At 72.5% G+C, this 19804-nt stretch carries 18 protein-coding genes; 11 read left to right on the forward strand and 7 right to left on the reverse strand.

The genetic code is table 11. From position 1 onward, the window contains the following. Positions 1-49: 49 nt before the first annotated feature. Positions 50-637 (reverse strand): hypothetical protein, encoded by a 588-nt coding sequence (locus FK530_RS12525; protein WP_146487367.1) that lies wholly within the window; start codon positions 635-637, stop codon positions 50-52. A gap of 38 nt (positions 638-675) precedes the next feature. On the opposite strand from FK530_RS12525, the gene FK530_RS12530 reads away from it, so the two are divergent. Genes FK530_RS12530 through FK530_RS12540 form a run of 3 tightly spaced genes read left to right on the forward strand, consistent with a single transcriptional unit; the run spans position 676 to position 2681 of the window. Further along, positions 676-1116, forward strand: coding sequence for a nitroreductase/quinone reductase family protein (locus FK530_RS12530; protein WP_146487368.1), 441 nt, complete (start codon positions 676-678; stop codon positions 1114-1116). Positions 1117-1152: 36 nt separating this feature from the next. Further along, positions 1153-2007, forward strand: coding sequence for a TIGR02569 family protein (locus FK530_RS12535; protein ID WP_146487369.1), 855 nt, complete (start codon positions 1153-1155; stop codon positions 2005-2007). Beyond that, a complete protein-coding gene (locus FK530_RS12540; RefSeq protein ID WP_146487370.1) occupies positions 1995-2681 on the forward strand; it encodes a sirohydrochlorin chelatase in 687 nt (228 codons plus the stop codon). The genes FK530_RS12535 and FK530_RS12540 overlap by 13 nt, the downstream gene beginning before the upstream one ends. Here FK530_RS12540 and FK530_RS12545 read toward each other — a convergent pair. Continuing rightward, a complete protein-coding gene (locus FK530_RS12545; protein WP_146487371.1) occupies positions 2669-2959 on the reverse strand; it encodes an MGMT family protein in 291 nt (96 codons plus the stop codon). The two genes, FK530_RS12540 and FK530_RS12545, sit on opposite strands and share 13 nt — an antisense overlap. A 2-nt stretch (positions 2960-2961) precedes the next feature. Next, entirely contained in the window at positions 2962-3723 is a 762-nt protein-coding gene (locus tag FK530_RS12550) for an alpha/beta fold hydrolase (protein ID WP_146487372.1), read from the reverse strand. An 88-nt stretch (positions 3724-3811) separates the two neighbouring features. On the opposite strand from FK530_RS12550, the gene FK530_RS12555 reads away from it, so the two are divergent. Together FK530_RS12555 and FK530_RS12560 are read left to right on the forward strand one after the other, a co-directional pair. Continuing rightward, positions 3812-7108: an ATP-dependent helicase gene (locus FK530_RS12555; RefSeq protein WP_146487373.1), complete on the forward strand. Its 3297-nt coding sequence runs from the start codon at positions 3812-3814 to the stop codon at positions 7106-7108. Continuing rightward, on the forward strand, positions 7101-10439 hold the full coding sequence (locus tag FK530_RS12560) for an ATP-dependent DNA helicase (RefSeq protein WP_146487374.1): 3339 nt from the start codon (positions 7101-7103) through the stop codon (positions 10437-10439). Before FK530_RS12555 ends, FK530_RS12560 begins: the two co-directional genes overlap by 8 nt. Here the strand turns inward: FK530_RS12560 and FK530_RS12565 are convergent. Further along, on the reverse strand, positions 10436-10843 hold the full coding sequence (locus FK530_RS12565; RefSeq protein WP_146487375.1) for a DoxX family protein: 408 nt from the start codon (positions 10841-10843) through the stop codon (positions 10436-10438). The two genes, FK530_RS12560 and FK530_RS12565, sit on opposite strands and share 4 nt — an antisense overlap. A 96-nt stretch (positions 10844-10939) precedes the next feature. Between FK530_RS12565 and FK530_RS12570 the strand changes: the two genes are divergently transcribed. Next, positions 10940-12043 carry a potassium channel family protein gene (locus FK530_RS12570; protein WP_146487376.1) on the forward strand — a complete coding sequence of 368 codons (1104 nt, stop codon included), beginning with the start codon at positions 10940-10942 and terminating at the stop codon, positions 12041-12043. On the opposite strand, the gene FK530_RS12575 is transcribed toward FK530_RS12570, so the two are convergent. After that, positions 12040-12909: a TIGR03621 family F420-dependent LLM class oxidoreductase gene (locus tag FK530_RS12575; protein ID WP_146487377.1), complete on the reverse strand. Its 870-nt coding sequence runs from the start codon at positions 12907-12909 to the stop codon at positions 12040-12042. The genes FK530_RS12570 and FK530_RS12575 overlap by 4 nt on opposite strands. A 36-nt stretch (positions 12910-12945) precedes the next feature. After that, positions 12946-13740, reverse strand: coding sequence for a sulfurtransferase (locus FK530_RS12580; RefSeq protein WP_146487378.1), 795 nt, complete (start codon positions 13738-13740; stop codon positions 12946-12948). 14 nt (positions 13741-13754) lie between these two features. On the opposite strand from FK530_RS12580, the gene nudC reads away from it, so the two are divergent. Together nudC and FK530_RS12590 are read left to right on the forward strand one after the other, a co-directional pair. Next, positions 13755-14657 carry an NAD(+) diphosphatase gene (gene nudC / locus FK530_RS12585; RefSeq protein ID WP_146487379.1) on the forward strand — a complete coding sequence of 301 codons (903 nt, stop codon included), beginning with the start codon at positions 13755-13757 and terminating at the stop codon, positions 14655-14657. 3 nt (positions 14658-14660) lie between these two features. Further along, positions 14661-14861: a hypothetical protein gene (locus FK530_RS12590; RefSeq protein WP_146487380.1), complete on the forward strand. Its 201-nt coding sequence runs from the start codon at positions 14661-14663 to the stop codon at positions 14859-14861. A gap of 199 nt (positions 14862-15060) precedes the next feature. On the opposite strand, the gene FK530_RS12595 is transcribed toward FK530_RS12590, so the two are convergent. Next, complete coding sequence (locus tag FK530_RS12595) at positions 15061-15300, reverse strand: mycoredoxin (RefSeq protein WP_146487381.1); 240 nt, start codon at positions 15298-15300, stop codon at positions 15061-15063. 77 nt (positions 15301-15377) lie between these two features. On the opposite strand from FK530_RS12595, the gene FK530_RS12600 reads away from it, so the two are divergent. The 3 genes from FK530_RS12600 to FK530_RS12610 all read left to right on the forward strand — a co-directional run bounded on the left by FK530_RS12600 (position 15378) and on the right by FK530_RS12610 (position 19791). Beyond that, positions 15378-17468 (forward strand): ATP-dependent DNA helicase UvrD2, encoded by a 2091-nt coding sequence (locus tag FK530_RS12600; RefSeq protein ID WP_146487382.1) that lies wholly within the window; start codon positions 15378-15380, stop codon positions 17466-17468. A 630-nt stretch (positions 17469-18098) separates the two neighbouring features. Then, entirely contained in the window at positions 18099-18368 is a 270-nt protein-coding gene (locus tag FK530_RS12605; RefSeq protein ID WP_166443288.1) for a WhiB family transcriptional regulator, read from the forward strand. A 214-nt stretch (positions 18369-18582) separates the two neighbouring features. Next, on the forward strand, positions 18583-19791 hold the full coding sequence (locus FK530_RS12610) for an acyl-CoA dehydrogenase family protein (RefSeq protein WP_146487384.1): 1209 nt from the start codon (positions 18583-18585) through the stop codon (positions 19789-19791). Positions 19792-19804 lie beyond the last annotated feature (13 nt).

Below are 19804 nucleotides of genomic sequence, written 5' to 3' on the forward strand. Positions count from 1 at the left end.
GGCGTTCAAACGAAGTCGCAGGAATGCACCGTCGCCGCGATCCGGTGAATCAGTCCGCGGCGGCGCCCGACAACCAGCCCGCGTAGTCGTTCAGAAGCGCGATCAGGGGCAGGGCGTCGACGCCGCCCACCGGCTCGCCCCGCAGGGCGGCGCGGATCCCCGGCACCCGCGCGGCGATGCGGGACCGCTCCGACAACTCGTGATGGCTCAGGCCCCGCTGCTCCCCGAGGACGATCCGCCGGGGGTGCTCGGCGCGCAGCGACTCCGCGAGCGCGGTGAACTCGTCCCTTCCCAGCGCCGGGAGGTGCACCGAGAAGCTCATGATCGGGCCCGGGTCCGCGTCGTCGCGCTCCTGGGACTCCTCGAGCCAGTCCGCGTACTCCTGGCTCAGATCGTCGAGCGCCTCCTCGTCGTCGAAGGAGAGCCGCCGGCCTTCGACGACCGCCCGGAGCGCGGATACGAGAGCGCGGACCGTCTCGGGGTCCGACGACGCGGTGTACCAGCGGTGCGCCTCGTGCGGCACCACGATCCGGCCGGGGCCGCCCTGCACGAGGCGGGCGCGGACGCCGTCGAACTCGGCGGCCGACAGGTCGGGGAACTGGACGGAGACGGTCACGACGGGGCGGGAGTCTGGCACACCCGCCATTGTCCCGGAGATCGTTCTAGGGTGGTGGCATGGCCCTCGAAGGTGAATACGCAACGGAGAAGGCCGGCTGGGTCTCGGACCAGCTGGCGAAGATCGACGAGACGGGAACCACCGCGTCGGTGGACGTCGCGGGGATGGCGGTGGTGGTCTTCACCTACCGCGGCCCCAAGTCCGGCAAGCTGTACCGCCGCCCGCTGATGCGGGTCGAGCACGACGGTGCGTACGCGGCGTTCGCGTCCAAGGGCGGAGCGCCCGACAACCCCGTCTGGTACTCGGCGCTGCTGTCGAACGACGAGGTCGAGGTCCAGGACGGCACGACCGTGGTGTCCGGGCCGGTGCGCGAGATCCACGGCGCGGAGCGCGAGGAGTGGTGGGCGCGCGGCGTCGCCGCGTACCCGCCGTACGCCGATTACCAGGAGAAGACGGACCGCCTGATCCCGATCCTCCTCGTCGAGCCGGGCCGCGCCTAGCGGCCTCAGCGCGCGCACGCGGGTAGATTTCACAGGGTGAGCCCCGTCGAGCCCCCCGCGCACGTCCTGTCCACCTTCGGCCTGGACGAGACCGAGCCCATCGCACTCGGTGCGGAATGGGACGGCGGATGGCGCTGTGGCGAGGTCGTGCTCTCGCTCATCGCGGACCACGCCCGGGCGGCGTGGTCCGCGCAGGTGCGTGAGGACCTCTACGTCGAGGGCATGCGGCTCGCCCGTCCGTTCCGCGCCACCGACGGCCGCTACGTGGTCTCGGGCTGGCGCGCCGACACCTTCATCGCCGGCTCGGCCGAGCCGCGGTTCGACGAGATCATCTCCATGGCGAACCGCCTGCACGAAGTGACGGCGAAGCTGGAGCGGCCGCGTTTCCTCGCCTCGCCCGTCGTCGCGCCGTTCACCGACGTCGACTACTTCGGCTTCGCCGACCGTGCCGCGTGGGAGGACAAGCCCCTCGCGATGGCCCGCAAGCTGGGAGCCCTGGACGAGACGGAGGAGCACCGGCAGCGCGCGGTCGAGTTGGTCACCGAGCTCGCGGCCCTGCGGACGCCGGTGGAGTCCACCCCCCAGCTCGTCCACGGCGACCTGGCGAGCTCGGTGCTGTTCGCCGGTGCCGCCGCCCCCGGCATCACCGACTTCACGCCGTACTGGCGCCCCGCGGCGTGGGCGGCCGCGGTCGTCGCGGTCGACGGCCTGTCCTGGGGCGGCGCCGACGACAACCTGCTCATGCGGTGGAGCGACCTGCCCGAGTGGCCGCAGATGGTGCTGCGCGCACTGATCTTCCGGCTGGCCGTGCACGCGGTGCACCCCCGCTCCGAGGCCGAGGCACTGCCCGGACTCGAGCACATCGTCGAGATCGGCCGGTGGCTGCTCTGAGTGGAGGCCCCGCGGAGCGGCGCGTCCTCGTCGCCCACGGCACCCGCTCGAACACCGGCATCGCAACGGTCCGCGCCATCGCGGACGCCGTTGCCCTCCGGACCGGCCCGGTCGAGGTGGCCTTCGTCGACGTGCGGGGGCCGTCACCGTCGGACCTGCTTCGCGGGGACGACCGCCCGACGGTGCTCGTGCCCGCCTTCCTCGCCGCCGGGTACCACGTGCGTACCGACGTGCCCCGGCACGTAGCAGTGAGCGGCCGTACCGCCGTCTCCGTCACCGCGGCGTTGGGGCCGGACCGCGCGCTGGTCGGCGCGCTCCTGCGGCGCCTGCGCGAGGCCGGGTGGCGGCCCGGTGACGACGTGGTGCTCGGCGCGACCGGCTCGTCGGACCCGGATGCCCGTGCCGATGTGCGGGCGATGGCCCGCCACTTGGCCGATGCGCTCGGTCGGCCGGTTCCGGTCGGTTTCCTCGCCGCGGGCACCCCGACGGTGGCCGACGCGCTCGCGGCCACCCGCGTCCCGGGGCGGCGGGTGTTCCTCGCCGCGTACCAGCTGGCCGAGGGGCTGTTCCACACCCGTCTCGTCGAGGCCGGAGCGGACGGCGCAGCGGCCCCGCTCGGCACCGCGCCCGAGGTGATCGACCTGCTCGTCGAAAGGTTCGCTCAGAGCCGGTAATCGCGCAACGGGATCCGATCGCCGTCGGCGAGCACGCCCTCGGTGCGCAGCCGGGCGAGCTGCTCCGTCACGATGTGCGCCGCGGGCCGCCCGGTGGCGGGGACGACCCGGTGCCACGGCAGGTCGGAGGCATCGGTGCGCATCACCCAGCCGACGATCCGCGGCGAGCTCAGGCCCACCTCGTCGGCGATGTCGCCGTACGTGCGCACCCGCCCGGGCGGGATCGCCGCGATCAGCGCCCGCACGGCCTCCACCTGCTCCTCCGTGACCTTGGCCATCGCTATCCGATCAGTCGCCGTGCGTACTCGCCGACCACGGCCGGGATCTCCTGCGCGACCATGTGATCGGACGGGACCGTGACCACCTCGACCCCGTCCGGCATCGCCGCGAGCTGTGCATCGGTGACGAAGTGCGCGCGCTCGGCGCGCAGCAGAACCGTCGGGATGGACGACGGTGCGCCCACGGCGGCGCGGGCCAGTTCGCCCCACAGCGCCGCGACCGCGGCGCAGCTGATGTCCCACTCCCAGCGACCGGAGTCGCGGCGTACAAGGTGCTCGGCGATCTCGTCGTCGATGACCTGCTCCGGAACCTGCGCCCACGCCCCGGACCGCTTCTCCTGTTTCGCTTCCTCGGGCGAGGTGAAGTCGAAGAACTCGATGGTCTGCGCCGCGATCGTCCCGCACATCTCGGGATCCAGCTCCTGCGCGGGATCCAGCAGCAGGAGCGCGCTCACCAGGTCCGGGCGGGCGGTCGCCAACCGGCACGCGAGCGCGCCGCCCAGGGAGTGCCCGATCACCGCGACCGGGCCACCACCGTGCCCCTCGATCACCTCGACCAGATCGGCGACGTGCTGTTCGAGGTGCCACGGCGGCGCCCACGCCGAGCGGGCGTGGCCGCGCAGATCCGGGGCGAGCACGCGCACGCCGGGCAGCTCGTCGTCGGCGAACCGCCGCCAGCGGGCGCCGTGGCCGGTGACGCCGTGGATCGCGAGAACGACGGGTGCGCCGGGGGCGTCCGGTCCGTAGACGTGAGTGTTGAGCATGTCCCGATCATGCCCTGTGCGGTGCCGTCGCGAGACTGTCAGTGGGCTGTGATGTGATCGTCGGACATCGGTCGGAGAGGGGGTGTGCGTGAACGCCGGAACCGGGAATCGAGGGGCCGACGGTGCGGGGAAGCACCGTCGGCCACGGCTGCGCCTGCAGTACACGCCCCCGCAACCGCCCCCCGTCCGCGAATGGGTGGGCCCGATCGCCGCGCTCGCGGCGCCCGCCACCGGCGAGCTCCCGCTCGACGTGGGCGGCTGGGCGCCCTACCGGATCCGCGGCGGGCCCGGCACCGGCAAGACCTCGGCGCTCGTGGACATCGCGGTCGCGAAGCTCACCGACCCCTTCGTCGAGCCGGAGTCCGTCCTGATCCTCACGGGGAACAAGCGCGCCGCGGCCACCCTCCGCCGCGAGCTCTCGGCCCGCGTGCTCGCCGGCACCGAGGGCGTGCACGCCTCCGGCGAGCCGCTGGTGCGCACCGTGCACTCGCTCGCCTTCGCGGTCCTGCGGTTGCAGGCGTCCAGGACCGGCAGCCCGCCGCCGCGTCTCATCACCGGCTCGGAGCAGGACGCCGTCGTCCGCGAACTGCTCCGCGGCAATCTCGACGACGGCGGCGCGTTCTGGCCGGAGCGGCTGCGACCCGCGCTCGTCACCCACGGCTTCGCCGGCGCGCTGCGCGATCTCTTCGCGCAGGCGGCGCAGCGCGGCGCCGGACCGGACGAGATCGAGGAGCTCGCGCGCCGGCACAACCGCGGGGAGTGGCTGGCCGCGGCCGATGCACTGCGCGAGTACCAGGAGACCACGCTGCTGCGCGGCTCCGTCGGCCTCGCCGGACCGCAGGCCGTGGCCCCGGCGGTGGACGCGGCCGAGCTCATCGACGCCGCCGTCACGGCCCTGGCCTCCGACGATGCGCTGTTGGCCCAGCAGCGCGAGCGCATCCGGTTCCTGCTCGTCGACGACGCGCACAACCTCGATCCGCTGGCGTCGGCACTGATCCGGCTGCTCGGCACCGGTACCGAACTCACCGTGATCGCGGGCGATCCCGATCAGGCCGTCAACTCCTTCCGCGGCGCGAGCACGCGCTTCCTGCAGAACCTGGACGTGACCGCCGAGCGCGACGTGCTGCTCGAGCGCAGCTTCCGCTTCGGGGACGAGATCGCGGGCGCCGTGAACCGGGTCTCCGCGCGGCTGCCCCACCGGTTCGGCGCCGTCGCGCCCGAGCGGCCGCGTCCCGGCAGCGCCGCGGTGCGGCTGTTCTCCACCGCGGCGAAGGAGGCGGACGCGATCGCGGCGATGCTGCGCCGCGAGCACGTCCTCGGGGGCGTGCCGTGGGAGGACATGGCCGTCGTCGTGCGCTCGGTCTCCGCGTCGATCGCGCCGTTGCGCCGCGCGCTGGCCTACGCGGGCGTCCCCGTCACCGTCCCCGCCGACGATGTGCCGCTCGCCCGGCAGCGCGCCGTGCACGCGCTCCTCCTCGTGCTCCGCGCCGCCGTCGCGCCCGAGGGGATCGATCCCGCGGAGGCGGTCGCCCTGCTCTCCGGCCCCGTCGGCGGGGGAGACCCGCTGACGCTGCGCCGGGTGCGGCGCGCGGTGCGTCGCGCCGACCCCGCCGAGGACCGCGGGTCGGCGGAGATCCTCACCGCCGTCCTCACCGGCGCCGCGGAGTTCGCGCCGTACAAGGCGGTGCTCACGGAGCTGGAGGCCGAGCCCGTGGAGCGGGTGCTCGCCGCCGTGCGAGCGGCGCGTACCGCGGCGGAGCACGGCACCGTCGAGGAGGTCCTCTGGGCCGCCTGGGCCGCCACCGGCCTCGCCGCCCGCTGGGGCGCGCTCGCGCTGCGCGGCGGCACGCTGGGGGACCAGGCGGACCGCGATCTGGACGCGGTGATGGGGCTGTTCGATTCGGCGGCCGACTTCACCGACACCCTCCCCACCGCCTCCGTGAGCGCCTTCGTCGAATACCTGGAACAACTGCAGATCCCGCGGTCGGATCGCGCCCGCGGGCGCAGCGGGCAGGCCACCGTGCCGGGAGTCACGCTCCTGTCGGCGCACAGCACCGTCGGGCGGGAGTGGGAGGTCGTCGCGGTCGCGGGCGTGCAGGAGGGGCGCTGGCCCAACCTCCGGCGCCGCGGCGGCCTGCTGGGGACGGACGAGCTGCTCGACGCACTCGACGGGATGGATCCGTCGGCGCTGCCCACGGTGTCGCGGTCCCTGCCGCTGCTCGCGGAGGAACGCCGGCTCCTGTTCGTCGCCTGCTCGCGCGCGCGGCGCACGCTGCTCATCACGGCCGTCGACACCGCGGACGGCGACGGTGATCTCGTGCCCTCACGGTTCCTCCAGGGAATCGCGCCGTCGGGCGACGAGGACCCGGAGACCTACACGCCCGCGGTCGAGAGCGCACCGTCGACCTCGCTGGACCTGCGCACCCTGGTGGCCGTGCTCCGCGCCGCCGCCTGCGATCCCGACCGCGAGCCGCAGGAGCGCGCGCACGCGGCGCGGCAGCTCGCGCGACTGGCCGCCGACCGTGTCCCGGGCGCGCACCCGGACAGCTGGTACGGCCTGGCGGGCGCGAGCACCGACGCTCCGCTGTGGACGCCCGAGGACGGGCCGGTGGCGCTGTCGCCGTCGAACGTGGAGTCGCTGTCGGCGTGCGCACTGCGGTGGATGCTCGAGCGCTTCGGCGGCAGCGATGGGGACTCCGCCAAGCAGGCCACCGGCAACCTGGTGCACACGCTGGTGCAGGCCGTCGCGGGGCGCATCCCGAAGGAGGAGGTGACCCGCTCGCTCGAGAAGGTCTGGGACCGCGTGGACCTCGAGGCCGACTGGTTCGCGCAGCGGGAGCTCGTGCGTACGGAGGAGATGCTGGAGTCCTTCCGCGCCTGGCTCGCGGGCACGCGCGGCGAGCTCACCGAGGCGGGGGTGGAGATCGGCGTCGACGCCGTGATCGAGGGCGGTGGCGAGGAGCCGGACGTGCGGATCCGTGGCCGGATCGACCGGCTCGAACGCGACGCACTGGGGCGAGCCGTCGTGGTGGACGTGAAGACCGGGCGCACCCTGCCCACGCAGGCGGAGGGCCAGGCCCAGGCGCAGCTGCGCACCTACCAGGTGGCGCTCGCGCACGGCGGCATAGACGGGGTGCCCGAGACCCCGGGCGGCGGCAAGCTGGTGTACGTCGCCAAGGCGCACAACAAGACCGGGGCGACCGTCCGCGAGCAGGACGCGCTGACCCCCGGAGACGTCGACGAGTGGCTCGGCGTGATCCGCGAGGCGGCGCGCCGTACCCGCGGCCCGCAGTTCGCCGCGACGCTCAACGCCTCGTGCCAGTACTGCGCGGTGGCGTCCTGCTGCCCGGTGGGAGACAAGGGGAGGGCGGTGACCGATGACTGAGGGATTCCCGCACGCCCCGCTGATCTCCGCGGTCGACCTCGCGCACGAGCTGGGGCAGGCGTTCGCGCCGACCGAGGAGCAGCGCGCCGTGATCGAGGCGCCGCTGGGACCGTGCCTCGTCGTGGCCGGCGCGGGAGCCGGCAAGACGGAGACGATGGCGGGCCGCGTCGTCTGGCTCATCGCCAACCGCTACGTCACGCCGGATCAGGTGCTGGGTCTGACCTTCACCCGTAAGGCCGCGCAGCAACTGATGATCCGCGTGCGCAAGCGGCTCGCTCGCCTCGCCGGGGCGCCGGTGGTCGACCGGATCGACCCGACGGGCGAGCTCCGGGCGTCGTTGCGCACCATCGAGCCCGAGATCAGTACGTACCACGCGTACGCGGGCAGGCTGCTCGGGGACTACGGCATGCTCCTGCCCGTGGAGCCCTCGGTGCGGCTGGTCTCCGAGACGGAGCGGTGGCAGATCGCCTACGACGTGGTCACCGGCTGGGACGAGGCGCTGGAGCTGGACCGGAACCCGGCGAACCTCACCGAGTGGGTGCTGGGCCTGTCGGGGGCGCTCGCCGATCACCTCGTCACGCCCGATCAGCTGGAGGCCGACGACGACGAACTCGAGCGGCTCATCGGCCTGCTGCCGCCCGGGCCGCGGCAGCGCGCGGCGCCCAACGCGGCCCTGCTCAAGGCGGCCGAGGTGCAGGAGCAGCGCCGCCGGTTGATTCCGCTGGTGCGGGCCGTCGCGGCGGAGATGCGCGCCCGCGAGGTGCTCGACTTCGGTAGTCAGATGGGCCTCGCGGCCCAGCTCGCCCTCGCGAACCCGGATGTGGCGGGCCTCGAGCGGGCCCGATTCGGGGCGGTGCTCCTCGATGAGTACCAGGACACCGGGCACGCGCAGCGCATGCTGCTGGCGTCGCTGTTCGGCGGCCCCGCGGGTGCCGCCGCCGTCACCGCGGTGGGGGATCCGATCCAGTCGATCTACGGCTGGCGCGGGGCATCGGCGGCGAACCTGCCGCGCTTCGCGACGGACTTTCCGCAGGCGGACGGCCACCCGGCCCCGCGGCGCGAGCTGCTCACCAGCTGGCGCAACCCGACCAGCGCGCTGAGCCTCGCCAACGCCGTCTCGGAGGACCTGCGCAGCCGCGGCGTCCCCGTCTCCGAGCTGAAGGCGAGACCCGACGCGCCGCCCGGCGACCTGCGGATCTCGCTGCACTCCACGGTGATCGACGAGCGCGACTGGGTCGCCGACGCGATCGCCGAGCAGTGGCGCGGCCGGATCGACGCGGGCGAGGAGCCGCCGACCGTGGCGGTGCTCGTACGCCGCAACGCCGACTCCGCGGGCATCGCCGCCGCGCTCGGCGAGCGCGGCGTGCCCGTCGAAGTGGTGGGCCTCGGCGGCCTGCTGCACACGCCCGAGGTGCAGGACGTCGTCGCGCTGCTGCGCCTCGCCGTCGAGCCGCTCGCCGGTACCGCCGCGATGCGCCTGCTCACCGGGCCGCGCTGGCAGCTGGGCGCCGCCGACCTGCGGGCCCTGTGGAACCGGGCGCGACGGATCGCCCACACCACCGGCCGCGCCGCGGCGGGCGCCGTCGCCACCGCCGAACAACTCGACGCCGCCCTCGACGCGACGTTGCCGTCGGAGAGCCTCGACGCGGCGGGACTCGGCGACGCGATCGCCGACCCGGGTCCCGAGGCGGACTACTCCGCCGCCGGACTGGCGAAGATCCGCTCCCTCGATCGCGAGGTGCGGCACGTCCGGGAACGCCTCGGCCATCCGCTGCCGGAGATCGTCGCCGAGGCCGAGCGGGTGCTCGGCGTGAGCATCGAAACCCGCATTCGCGCGTCCCGCCAGCTCGGAGGCCGGGCGACCGGCCGCGAGCACCTCGACGCCTTCGCCGATGTGGTCGTCTCGTACGCCGAGCGGCCCACGGCGACGCTTCCCGGGCTGCTCGCCTTCCTCGCGGCCGCCGAGAAGGTGGAGGGCGGCCTGACCCCGGGCGATGTGGAGGTCGCCACCGACCGGGTCCAGGTGCTCACCGTGCACTCGGCGAAGGGCCTCGAATGGGACGTGGTGGCGGTGCCGCACCTGTCGGAGGGCATCTTCCCCTCGAACCGGGCGCTCCCCACCTGGCTATCGACGCCCGCCGAGCTGCAGCCGAACCTGCGCGGCGACCTCGCGGAGCCTGTCGAGAGCAGTGGCGACGGGCCCGCTCGCTTCGCTCCCGGCGCCGAGGGCGTTCCCCGCCTCGACCTCGACGGGTGCAACAACCGCAAGGACCTCGAGGACGCGCTCGACGCGCACCGCAAGGCCCTCAAGGGCATGAACATGCACGAGGACGAGCGCCTGTTCTACGTCGCCGTCACGCGCACCCAGTCGGTGCTCCTGCTGTCCGGCCATTATTGGAGCGAGGACGTGAAGACGCCGAAGGCACCGTCGCGGTTCCTGGTGGCGGCCCGCGACCACGCCCCGGACGCCGTGACCGCGTGGGCCGGCGAGCCGCTCGAGGACGCGCCCAACCCGCTGGAGACCGAGCCGATCCGCCTGCCGTGGCCGCGCGACTTCCTCGGCGCGCACCGTGCCGACGCCGACGCCGGGGCCGAGCTGGTCCTCGCCGAACTCCGGGGCGGCGTGGCCGAACCGGATCCCGGGGAGCCCGACCCGTACGGCTGGGCCTCCGAGGTCACCGCGCTGCTCGCCGAACGCGCCCGGCAGGCGGAGGCCGAGCTGGAGGTCGCCGTTCCCCGCGAGGTCTCCGTGAGCCAATTGGTGGAGCTGCGCCGTAGCCCCGCCACGTTCGCGAGCAGGCTCCGCCGACCCGTTCCGTTCAAACCGAATCCGTACGCGCGGCGCGGTACCGCTTTCCACGCCTGGCTCGAGCGGCGGTACGGCGCGTCCCGGTTGCTGGACCTCGACGAGCTGCCCGGCGCGGCCGACGGCGACGCCGGCGCCGATGAGAACCTCGCGCTCCTGCAGGCCCGGTTCGAGGAGAGCGAGTGGGCGGCACGGACGCCCGTCGACATCGAGATCCCGTTCGAGATCGCGGCGGCCGGCACCGTCGTGCGCGGCCGCATGGACGCGGTCTTCCGCGATCCGGGCGGCGGCTTCACCGTGGTCGACTGGAAGACGGGCGTGCGGCCCACCGAGCCCGCGGACGAGCGGGCGGCCGCGGTGCAGCTCGCGGCGTACCGGCTCGCGTGGGCGCGGCTGCGCGACGTTCCCGTCGACGACGTCCGGGCCGCGTTCTTCTACGTACGCTCGGGGGAGACGGTGGCACCGTCGGACCTGCTCGACCACGCGGGCCTGGGCGCCCTGATCACGAGCGCCGGCGGGGACTAGTCCGCGTCGCCCTTGTCGCGGGCGATCCGCACGGCCGAAACGATCATCGGCAGCTGCAGGGGCAGGCGGGCGTACGCACCCAGCTTCAGCGGCAGCGGCTTGTCCGACCACTGCTGCGCCATGTGCACGTTCGCGGGGAAGACCGCGGCGAACAGGGCGGTCGCGGCGACACCGCCCAGGCGGCGCGTCGTCGGCGACGCCAGCAGTGCGGCGGTGGTGAGCTCGGCCACGCCCGAGAGCTGCGTGGCGCGGCGGGGCGTGAGCCCCAACGGGAGGTTCGGAGGCACGATCGCATCGAAGGGCTTCGGCGCGACGAAGTGCAGCGCCCCCATTCCGGCGAGGGACAGCGCCATGCCGCGGGCGAGCTTGTCGGTACGGCGGGCGGAGCGGTCTGTGGACACCATCTGAAGATTGTGGCAGATTGCACGTCGGCTCCGCCGGACGTGCTACACCGGACGGGTAACGACCAGCACTCCTCGCGCCGAATCGTCCAGGTAGGTATGTCCGCACGCACCACGTTCCGCAGACGGAGCAAGTCCGAATTGACGGATCTCCCCGACCACGCGCTGGTCAGCGTCCTGCGCATCCCCGCGGGCGACTCCACCAACCCGTGGCGCGCCATCGGCGCCCGCGTCCTGGTGGCCCTGGGCGCCCTGTTCCTCGCGGTGTTCATCGTCTACCTCGAGCGCGACGGCTACCGGGACTCCGCCATCGAGGCGGGACTCGACGGCAAGAAGACACTGACCTTCCTGGACTGTCTGTACTACGCCACCGTCTCCCTCTCGACCACCGGTTACGGCGACATCACGCCGGTCACCCAATCCGCGCGCCTGATCAACGTCCTGCTGATCACCCCGCTGCGGATCCTGTTCCTCATCGTCTTGGTCGGCACCACGCTCCAGGTCCTCACGGAGCGGTCCCGCCAGGCGTTCAAGATCCAACGTTGGAGGTCTGCTGTGCACAACCACACGATCGTCGTGGGCTACGGCACGAAGGGCCGCACCGCGGTGAGCGCGATGATCAACGACGGCATCGAGCCGAGCAAGATCGTCGTCGTCGATACCGATCAGGCCGCGCTGGAGGTCGCCGAGATCGACGGGCTGGTCACGGTCCGCGGCGACGCCACGAAGGCCGACGTGCTGCGGCTCGCCGGCGCCCCGCGCGCGGCGTCGATCATCATCGGCGCCAACCGCGACGACGCCGCAGTGATGGTCACGCTCACGGCGCGCGAACTCGCGCCGCGCGCCAAGATCGTCGCCTCGATCCGCGAGTCCGAGAACACGCACCTGCTGCGCCAGTCCGGCGCCGACTCCGTGGTCGTCTCGTCGGAGACGGCGGGCCGCCTACTCGGCATGGCGACCACCACCCCGTCGGTGGTGGAGATGATCGAGGACCTGCTCTCGCCCGGCGACGGCTTCAACATCGCCGAGCGCGAGGTCACCCGCGTCGAGGTGGGGCGCTCGCCGCGGCACCTGCCGAACATCGTGCTGGGCGTGGTCCGCAAGGGCAATCTGTACCGCGTCGACTCGCCCGCGGTGTCGGTCGTCGAGGCCGGCGACCGGCTGCTGTTCGTCCGCAACGCCGACGTGAAGGCCTCCGGCTAGCCGCGCAGCAGCGCGATGACGGGGGCCATCGCCTCCAGATTGTGGTCCAGCACGGTGAAGTAGCCGACGCCGTACCGAGCACGGAGTTCCAGGAGGCGATCCGCCATGTCCCGCGGGGTGCCCACCAACACGCTGATGTAGTCCTCCGGTGCCTCCTCGTCCCACACGACGCGCGCGGTGAGCCGTTCCGGCCGGCCCCTGCCGGAGGGGAGCAGGGCCTGGATCACGGTGTTGATCTCGACGGTGCCCGCACGCTCTCCCCACAGGTCGTTCAGGAGTGCGACACGCCCCGCGGCGTCGGCCTCGGTGGTGAGTCGAAGGCGTCCGGCGTCGTCCGTGCGCGCGCCCGTGAGGCCGACGATGTCGGCGTGGCGCGCCGCGACGCGCAGCAGCCGGTCGCCCCAACCGGCGATGAACAGCGGCGGCCCGCCGGGCCGGGCGGGCCGCGGAGTGTGCTGCGCGTCGTCGAAGGCCGCCCGTAGCGCTGCCGCAGTGGCGCCGACCCGGTCCACCCGGTCGCGCGCCGACGGAAACGGGATCCCGGCCCGCTCGAACTCGGCGGCGGCGTAGCCCGCGCCGAGACCGAGCTCGACCCGTCCGTCGGTGAGCAGGTCGACGGTGGCGGCCTCGCGCGCGAGGAGCGCCGGGCTGTAGAAGGGAGCGTTCAGCACGAAGGTGTTGAGGCGGACCCGCTCGGTGGCCTCGGCCGCGAGCATCATCGCGGGGAAGGGAGCGAGCATGCCGAGATGGTCGGGGACCCCGATCACGTCGAAGCCGAGCGTCTCCGCGTAACGACAGCGCTCCACCCAGGCCGAGCGCGAGGTCGCGGCGCCGAGCGCAACGCCGAAGCGGAGGTCCTCGCTCATACGGCCATTGAACCAGCGGGAGTGTCCCGCCGGGCGTCAGGACCCGGTCGCGGCGGGCCGGTCGGTGGCCGCGTACTGCGACCAGCTTCCGGGGTAGAGGCGGCCGCCGGTGAACCCCGCGTGCTCGGAGGTGAGCAGGTCGTGGCAGGCGGTGACGCCGGAGCCGCAGTAGGCGATGAAGTCCTCGCCCGGCCGCAGGCCCGCCTTCTCGAACCGGGCGCGGAGCTCCTCGCGGGGGAGCAGCGCACCGTCGACCACGTTCTCCCGGCACGGCACGCTGACCGCGCCCGGGATGTGTCCCGCCCGCGGGTCGACGGTCTCGTTCTCGCCGCGGAACCGATCCGCGGGGCGCGCGTCGATCACGGGGACCGCGCCGGCGGCCGCCTCGTCGATGGAGGCCAGACGGTCCGCGGGCCACGGCCGCGGGGTGAAGGTGGCGGGGGCGGGCTCGACGGCGCCGGTATCGTCGAGCGGGCCGAGCGGACCGTCGAGCAGCGCCGCCGATTCACCGAGCGCCCGCAGCAGCCAGACGAGCCGCGCCGCCATCACGCCGCCTGCGTCGTCGTAGGCGACGACCGTCGCGCCGTCGCCGATCCCGGCGGCGGACAGTCCCGCGGCGAAGTCCTCCGGCGTCGGCAACGGGTGGCGCCCCTCAGCGGGCGAGGCGGCCGCGGCGAGGTACCCGTCGAGGTCGACGTAGACGGCGCCGGGCAGGTGACCGGCGTCGTAGGCCTCGCGCGTGGAACGCCCGTCGAGGTAGCAGCGGGTGTCGGCGACGATCACGCCGGGGTTGGCCCGCACCCAGGCGGCGTCCACGAACGGTTCGATCATGCGGTCAGCCTACGATGATGAGCGTGGCGAAGCTCAGTCTGACCGTGCCCCCGCTCCTCTCGCGCTACCACGTCGACCGCGCCGACGAACTGCGCGCCGACGACTCCGCGCTGGACGCGGCGTGGGCCACCGCGAAAGTGCTGCGCATCGACCCGCGCGGCCGGTTCGATCTCGACGACACCGACCTCGTCTTCGCCCGCGGGCACGAGGTCGCGCCGTCCCGGCCCGCGGAAGCCGTCCTCCTCGGGCGCGTCGACGGGGCGATCGTCTTCGCGCTGCGCGTCGACACGTTCGACGGCGCCGATCTGCGGATGCGCGGCCACCTGCTCTCCGCGGTCGACTCCGCGCTTCTCGGCGAAGCCCTCGGCATCCTCAACTGGCACGCCGCGGCGGCGTTCGCGCCGGTCGACGGTGCGCCGACGGTGCCGGGGCGCGCCGGCTGGGTGCGGGCCACCGCCGACGGGCGCGAGGAGTTCCCGCGCACCGACGCGGCGATGATCACCCTGGTGCACGACGGTGGCGATCACGTCCTACTCGGGCGTCAGCAGCAGTGGCCGGAGCGGTTGTTCTCCCTGTTCGCCGGGTTCGTGGAGCCGGGCGAATCGCTGGAGCAGTGCGTCGCGCGGGAGCTGCGCGAGGAGGCGGGCATCGAGGTCGATGAGATCACCTACGTCGCGAGCCAGCCGTGGCCCTTCCCGCGATCGCTGATGTTGGGCTTCACCGCCCGCGCGTCGCGGGACGCGGCCCTGGACTTCCGCGACGGCGAGATCGCCGAGGCGCAGTGGTTCAGCCGAACTCAGGTGCGCGACGCGCTCGCCGCCGGCGACTGGAGCACCGACGCCCCCGATGCGCCGCTGCTGCTGCCGAATTCCATCTCCATCGCCCGCGCGATCACCGAGGCGTGGGCGGCGCAGTAGGTCATGAGCGCGCTGTGCGTCGAATTCGCCCCGCACTGGATCAACGGATGGTTCGTGGGGCGGGCGCGTCCCGCTGCACGCAGAGTCTCCGTACGTTCGGTGCGGCTCACGGTGGCGCCGGATACTGCGGTCGTGATGCGGGTCGGCAATGGTCTCCTCAACAGCGATCCCTGCATTCCGTCGGTGGTCGCCGGGCCGGTGTGACATCGGCTGATTCCGGATCGGCGACGCCCCAGGGGAGCGCGGAGCGAGAATCCGCTGATTCCCCGACGGATCGTCCTGGTGATCGCGTCGTCAGCCCGCGGCCGTCGCGCGGCGGTGTGCGGGTCGAGACGGGAAAGTCCGGTCATCCGTCTCACTGATCGGTGAGACGGATGACCGGACATTCGTCGGGTCGGAGGCGTCAGACGCCGAGCTTGCGCTTCACGTCGGCGAGCGACGGGTTGGTGGCGGTGGAGCCGTCCTCGTACTTCACGGTGGGCACCGTCTGGTTGCCGCCGTTGACGCCCTCCACGAACTGCGCGGCCGCGGGATCCTCCTCGATATTGATCTCGGTCCAGGAGATCCCGTTGGCCTTGAGGCCGGTCTTGAGGCGGTTGCAGTAACCGCACCACGTGGTGGTGTACATCGTCAGCTGGCTCATGCCATGACTCAACCACGCCGCGCCCGGAGTTCTTCCCCGACCCGGACCTGTCGGACCCGGCTGGAATACTCGACGGTGTGATCGAAGCACTGGACCCGGAGCAGCAGGAGGCGGTTCTCGCGCCGCGCGGACCGGTGTGCGTGCTGGCGGGAGCGGGCACGGGTAAGACCCGCACCATCACGCACCGCATCGCGCACCAGGTGACCACGGGGCACGTCGCCGCAGGTCAGGTCCTCGCCGTCACGTTCACCTCCCGCGCCGCGGGGGAGATGCGCGCGCGGCTGCGCGGGCTAGGCATCGGCGGGGGCGACGGGCAGCCGGGCGTGCAGGCCGTCACCTTCCACGCGGCCGCGATGCGGCAGTTGCGCTACTTCTGGCCTCGCGCCATCGGCGACACCCGCTGGGAGCTGCTCGACAACAAGTTCCCCGTCATCGGCCGCGCCGCCCGCGACTGCGACCTGCGGCCCGAGACGGACACCATCCGCGACCTGCTCAGCGAGATCGACTGGGCGAAGGCCTCGCTGGTCACCCCGGAGACCTACGCGAAGGCGGTCGAGGACGCGGGGCGCACCGCCCCGATGGCACCGGGCACCGTCGCCGACGTCTACGCGGCCTACGAGCGGCGCAAGACCGACCAGGACGGCAACCGCCTGCTCGACTTCGACGACCTGATCCTGGTCACGGCCGCAATCCTCGAGGACAACCATGTGGTGGCCGAGGAGTTCCGGGACCGCTACCGCAGCTTCGTGGTCGACGAGTACCAGGACGTCACGCCCCTGCAGCAACAACTCCTCAACGCCTGGCTCGGCGACCGCGACGACCTCACGGTGGTGGGCGATGCGAACCAGACCATCTACTCCTTCACCGGCGCCACCCCGAACTACCTGCTCGACTTCACCCGCCGCTTCGAGGACGCCACGATCGTCCGGCTGCAGCGCGACTACCGCTCCACGCCGCAGGTCGTGGCGCTCGCCAACTCGGTGATCGGCGCGGCGCAGGGCCGCGTCGCCGGCACCCGCCTCGAACTCATCGGCCAGCGACCGGACGGGCCCGCCCCGATCTACGCCGAGGTCGACGACGAGCCGGGGGAGGCCAAGCTCGTCGCCAAGCGCATCAAGGAACTGCTGGTGCAGGGCGTCCCCGCCAGTGAGATCGCCATCCTCTACCGGATCAACGCGCAGTCGGCCGTGCACGAAGCCGCGCTCACCGAGGCCGGCATCCCGTACCAGGTGCGCGGCGGCAGCGCCTTCTTCGAGCGTCCCGAGATCGGTCAGGCCGTCCGCGCGCTGATGGATCGCGCGGGCCAGTTCGGCGGTGTCGCCGGGGACGAGCTGCTCTCGCTGGTCAAGGGCGCGTTGGAACCGCTGGGCCTCACCACCGAGGCGCCCGACGGTGCCCGCGCCCTCGAGCGCTGGCAGGCGCTCGGCGCGCTGGTCGAGCTCACCGCCGACCTCGCGAAGGAGCGGACGGGCCTCACGCTGGCCGAGCTGATCGGCGAGCTCCGCGCCCGCGCCGAGGCCAAGCACCCGCCCACCATGCAGGGCGTGACGCTGTCGTCGCTGCACGCGGCGAAGGGCCTCGAATGGGACGCGGTCTTCCTCGTCGGCCTCACCGAGGGCTCCGTGCCGATCTCGCAGGCCATCGCGAAGGGCGATCCCGAGCCGATCGAGGAGGAACGTCGACTGCTCTATGTGGGCGTCACCCGCGCCCGCGAGCATCTGCACCTGTCGTGGGCGCTCGCCCGCAACGAGGGCGGCCGAAAGACGCGCAAGCGCACCCGCTTCCTCGACGTCGTCGCCGGACAGGCGGATGCCGGTAGGCCGCGGCTCGACGCCGGACCCAGCAGGGGAAAGCGCCGCAGCTCGGACGTCTGCCGCGTCTGCGGCGGCATCCTCGACACCCGTGAGGAGAAACTGCGTTCGCGGTGCGAGGACTGCCCGTCGGACCTCAACGACGATCTCGTGGAGGCGCTGAAGATCTGGCGCACCGGACAGGCCCGCGATCAGCAGGTGCCGCCGTACACGATCTTCTCCAACGCCACCCTGTTCGCGATCGCCGAGCACCTGCCGCGCACCCGCGCCCAACTGGTCCGGATCAACGGCATCGGGTCCACGAAGATCGACAAGTACGGCGACGACGTCCTCGCCCTCGTCGCCGAGCACGCCTGACGCACGAGGAGGCGTCCCGGCACGGACCTCGCCGAGACCGAAGAAAATCGGAAAAGCGCAGGTCAAAAATAACTTGTGCGAATACTTTCGCACGCATACTGTGGAACACGACCGCACGGGATGACGCGCGAGGTACTGCCTCGCCGCCGGAACGTGATTGACCAGCGCGCGAAAGGAGGCAAACGAAATGAACAACGCAATCATCAACGCAGGCAAGCAGTTCACCGCAGCAGAGGGTGGAGTGTTCGCAGCCGTAGCGGTTCGTATCGAGGCCTCCCACGCCCTGCCCGGCACGTCGCCCCGCTTGTGGCGACTGCGCCAGGAGCCGGCGACGCCCGCCGTCGATCACGAACCGCTGACGCGCCCCGTGTGTTCCCTGCGACGAGGTTAGGTCCCAGGACCCTCCTCTTCACATTCACCACGGGACCCGCCGCCGCGCGGAACCCGTGGATTCGCGGTCTCTCGTCCCCCTCGCACCGTCGGGGATCGAGGACCGCCACACGGTTCGCGCACTCACCACAGAACATCCCGTGCGCCTGACCGGGCGCCGCTACCGAGGCCACCTGAACGCAGGTGGAAAGGTGACCAGAAGTGCCGACCATCCTGGACGAACGACCCGTCGTCCGCACCATCGATTCCATCAGTATCACCCGTACGACCAGCGTCGAGAGCCGCGTGCCCTGCCGGGCCGGGGATCCCGACCTGTGGTTCGCCGAGGCCCCGTCGGACCTCGAGCGGGCCAAGACCCTCTGCGAGACCTGCCCCCTCCAGCGCGCCTGCCTGGCCGCCGCCCTCGAGCGCGGCGAGCCCTGGGGCGTGTGGGGCGGCCAGATCTTCGAGCAGGGCGTCGTGATCGCGCGAAAGCGCCCGCGCGGCCGGCCGCGGAAGAATGCGGCCTGAGCGCAGTGAGCCCCGATCCGAGTGGATCGGGGCTCACTCGTTTCCGGGGGTGGCCCGGACCGCGCGGCCGCGATGATCGCCGCGCGGCCGCTCTCCCGCGATGGGACGGGCGAGTGGAAAGTCGCCGCGGCGTTGTTCGCGAAAACATTGCGACCGCACAGTGACGCGGCGCACAGTTGATCCACGCCGAATCGACAGAGAGTAAGGACGCCCGATGACGGACCAGACCACCGAGTCCTTGGCGGAGGGCATCGCCCGCTCCCGCGACACCGACTACCTGGACATGGAGGCGCTGCTCTCCGACGAGGAGAAGGCGCTGCTGGTCAAGGTCCGCAGGTTCGGCGACAAGGAGCTGCTGCCGATCGTCAACGACTACTGGGAGCGCGGCGAGTTCCCCTTCGAGATCCTGCCGAAACTGCGCGAGCTGAAGATCGTGGGCGACACCATGACCGGCTACGGCATCACGCCGATGACCGCCGTCGGGCAGGGCCTGGTCTCCTACGAGCTGGGCCGCATCGACGGCAGCATCGCCACCTTCCTCGGCGTGCACGTCGGCCTCGCCATGCAGTCGATCTACATCCTCGGCTCCGAGGAGCAGCGGCAGCGCTGGCTGCCGGCGATGGCGAACCTCGACAAGGTCGGCGCGTTCGCGCTCACCGAACCCGACCACGGCTCCGACTCGGTCGCGCTGGAGGCCACCGCCACCCGGGACGGGAGCGACTGGATCCTCAACGGGCTCAAGCGCTGGCCCGGCAACGCGACGTGGTGCGACGTGATCGTGGTCTTCGCGCGCGACACCGGCGACGGCAAGGTCAAGGCGTTCGTCGTGGAGAAGGGGGATCCCGGATACAGCGCCACCAAGATCGGCGGCAAGGTCTCGCTGCGCATGGTGCAGAACGCCGACATCGTGCTCGATGACGTACGACTCCCCGACGATCGCCGGCTCGTGAACTGCAACGGCTTCCCCGACGTCTCCAAGGTCCTCATGGGCACCCGCAACGCGGTCGCCTGGTCGTCGACGGGGCACGCGGTCGCCGCCTACGAGATCGCGTTGACCTACGCGCAGCGCCGCACGCAGTTCGGCAAGCCGATCGCCGCCACGCAGAGCGTGCAGAGCAAGCTCGTCGAGATGCTCGGCGATGTCACGGCGATGCAGCTCTACTGCATCCGGCTGGGTCGCCTGCTCGACCAGGGAGCGGTCACCGACACCATGGCCGCCCTCGCCAAGTACTACTGCAGCGTCACGGCGCGGCACGTCTGCCGCATGGCCCGCGATGTACTGGGCGGCAACGGGATCACCCTCGACTTCCATGTCATGCGGCACCTCTGCGACATGGAGGCCCTCGTCACCTACGAGGGCACCGCGGAGATCCAGTCGCTGCTCGTGGGCCGGGAGGTCACGGGCAAGAGCGCGTTCGTCTGACCGCTGTCGCGGA

The sequence above is a fragment of the Tsukamurella conjunctivitidis genome, assembly GCF_007858475.1.
GTDB lineage: Bacteria > Actinomycetota > Actinomycetes > Mycobacteriales > Mycobacteriaceae > Tsukamurella > Tsukamurella conjunctivitidis.

Coding starts and splice junctions, on each gene's coding strand:
- FK530_RS12530 (WP_146487368.1), top strand. CDS start 676: ATGGCCCTCGAAGGTGAATACGCAACGGAGAAGGCCGGCTGGGTCTCG.
- FK530_RS12545 (WP_146487371.1), bottom strand. CDS start 2,959: ATGGCCAAGGTCACGGAGGAGCAGGTGGAGGCCGTGCGGGCGCTGATC.
- FK530_RS12550 (WP_146487372.1), bottom strand. CDS start 3,723: ATGCTCAACACTCACGTCTACGGACCGGACGCCCCCGGCGCACCCGTC.
- FK530_RS12560 (WP_146487374.1), top strand. CDS start 7,101: ATGACTGAGGGATTCCCGCACGCCCCGCTGATCTCCGCGGTCGACCTC.
- FK530_RS12565 (WP_146487375.1), bottom strand. CDS start 10,843: ATGGTGTCCACAGACCGCTCCGCCCGCCGTACCGACAAGCTCGCCCGC.
- FK530_RS12570 (WP_146487376.1), top strand. CDS start 10,940: ATGTCCGCACGCACCACGTTCCGCAGACGGAGCAAGTCCGAATTGACG.
- FK530_RS12575 (WP_146487377.1), bottom strand. CDS start 12,909: ATGAGCGAGGACCTCCGCTTCGGCGTTGCGCTCGGCGCCGCGACCTCG.
- FK530_RS12580 (WP_146487378.1), bottom strand. CDS start 13,740: ATGATCGAACCGTTCGTGGACGCCGCCTGGGTGCGGGCCAACCCCGGC.
- nudC (WP_146487379.1), top strand. CDS start 13,755: ATGATGAGCGTGGCGAAGCTCAGTCTGACCGTGCCCCCGCTCCTCTCG.
- FK530_RS12590 (WP_146487380.1), top strand. CDS start 14,661: ATGAGCGCGCTGTGCGTCGAATTCGCCCCGCACTGGATCAACGGATGG.
- FK530_RS12595 (WP_146487381.1), bottom strand. CDS start 15,300: ATGAGCCAGCTGACGATGTACACCACCACGTGGTGCGGTTACTGCAAC.
- FK530_RS12610 (WP_146487384.1), top strand. CDS start 18,583: ATGACGGACCAGACCACCGAGTCCTTGGCGGAGGGCATCGCCCGCTCC.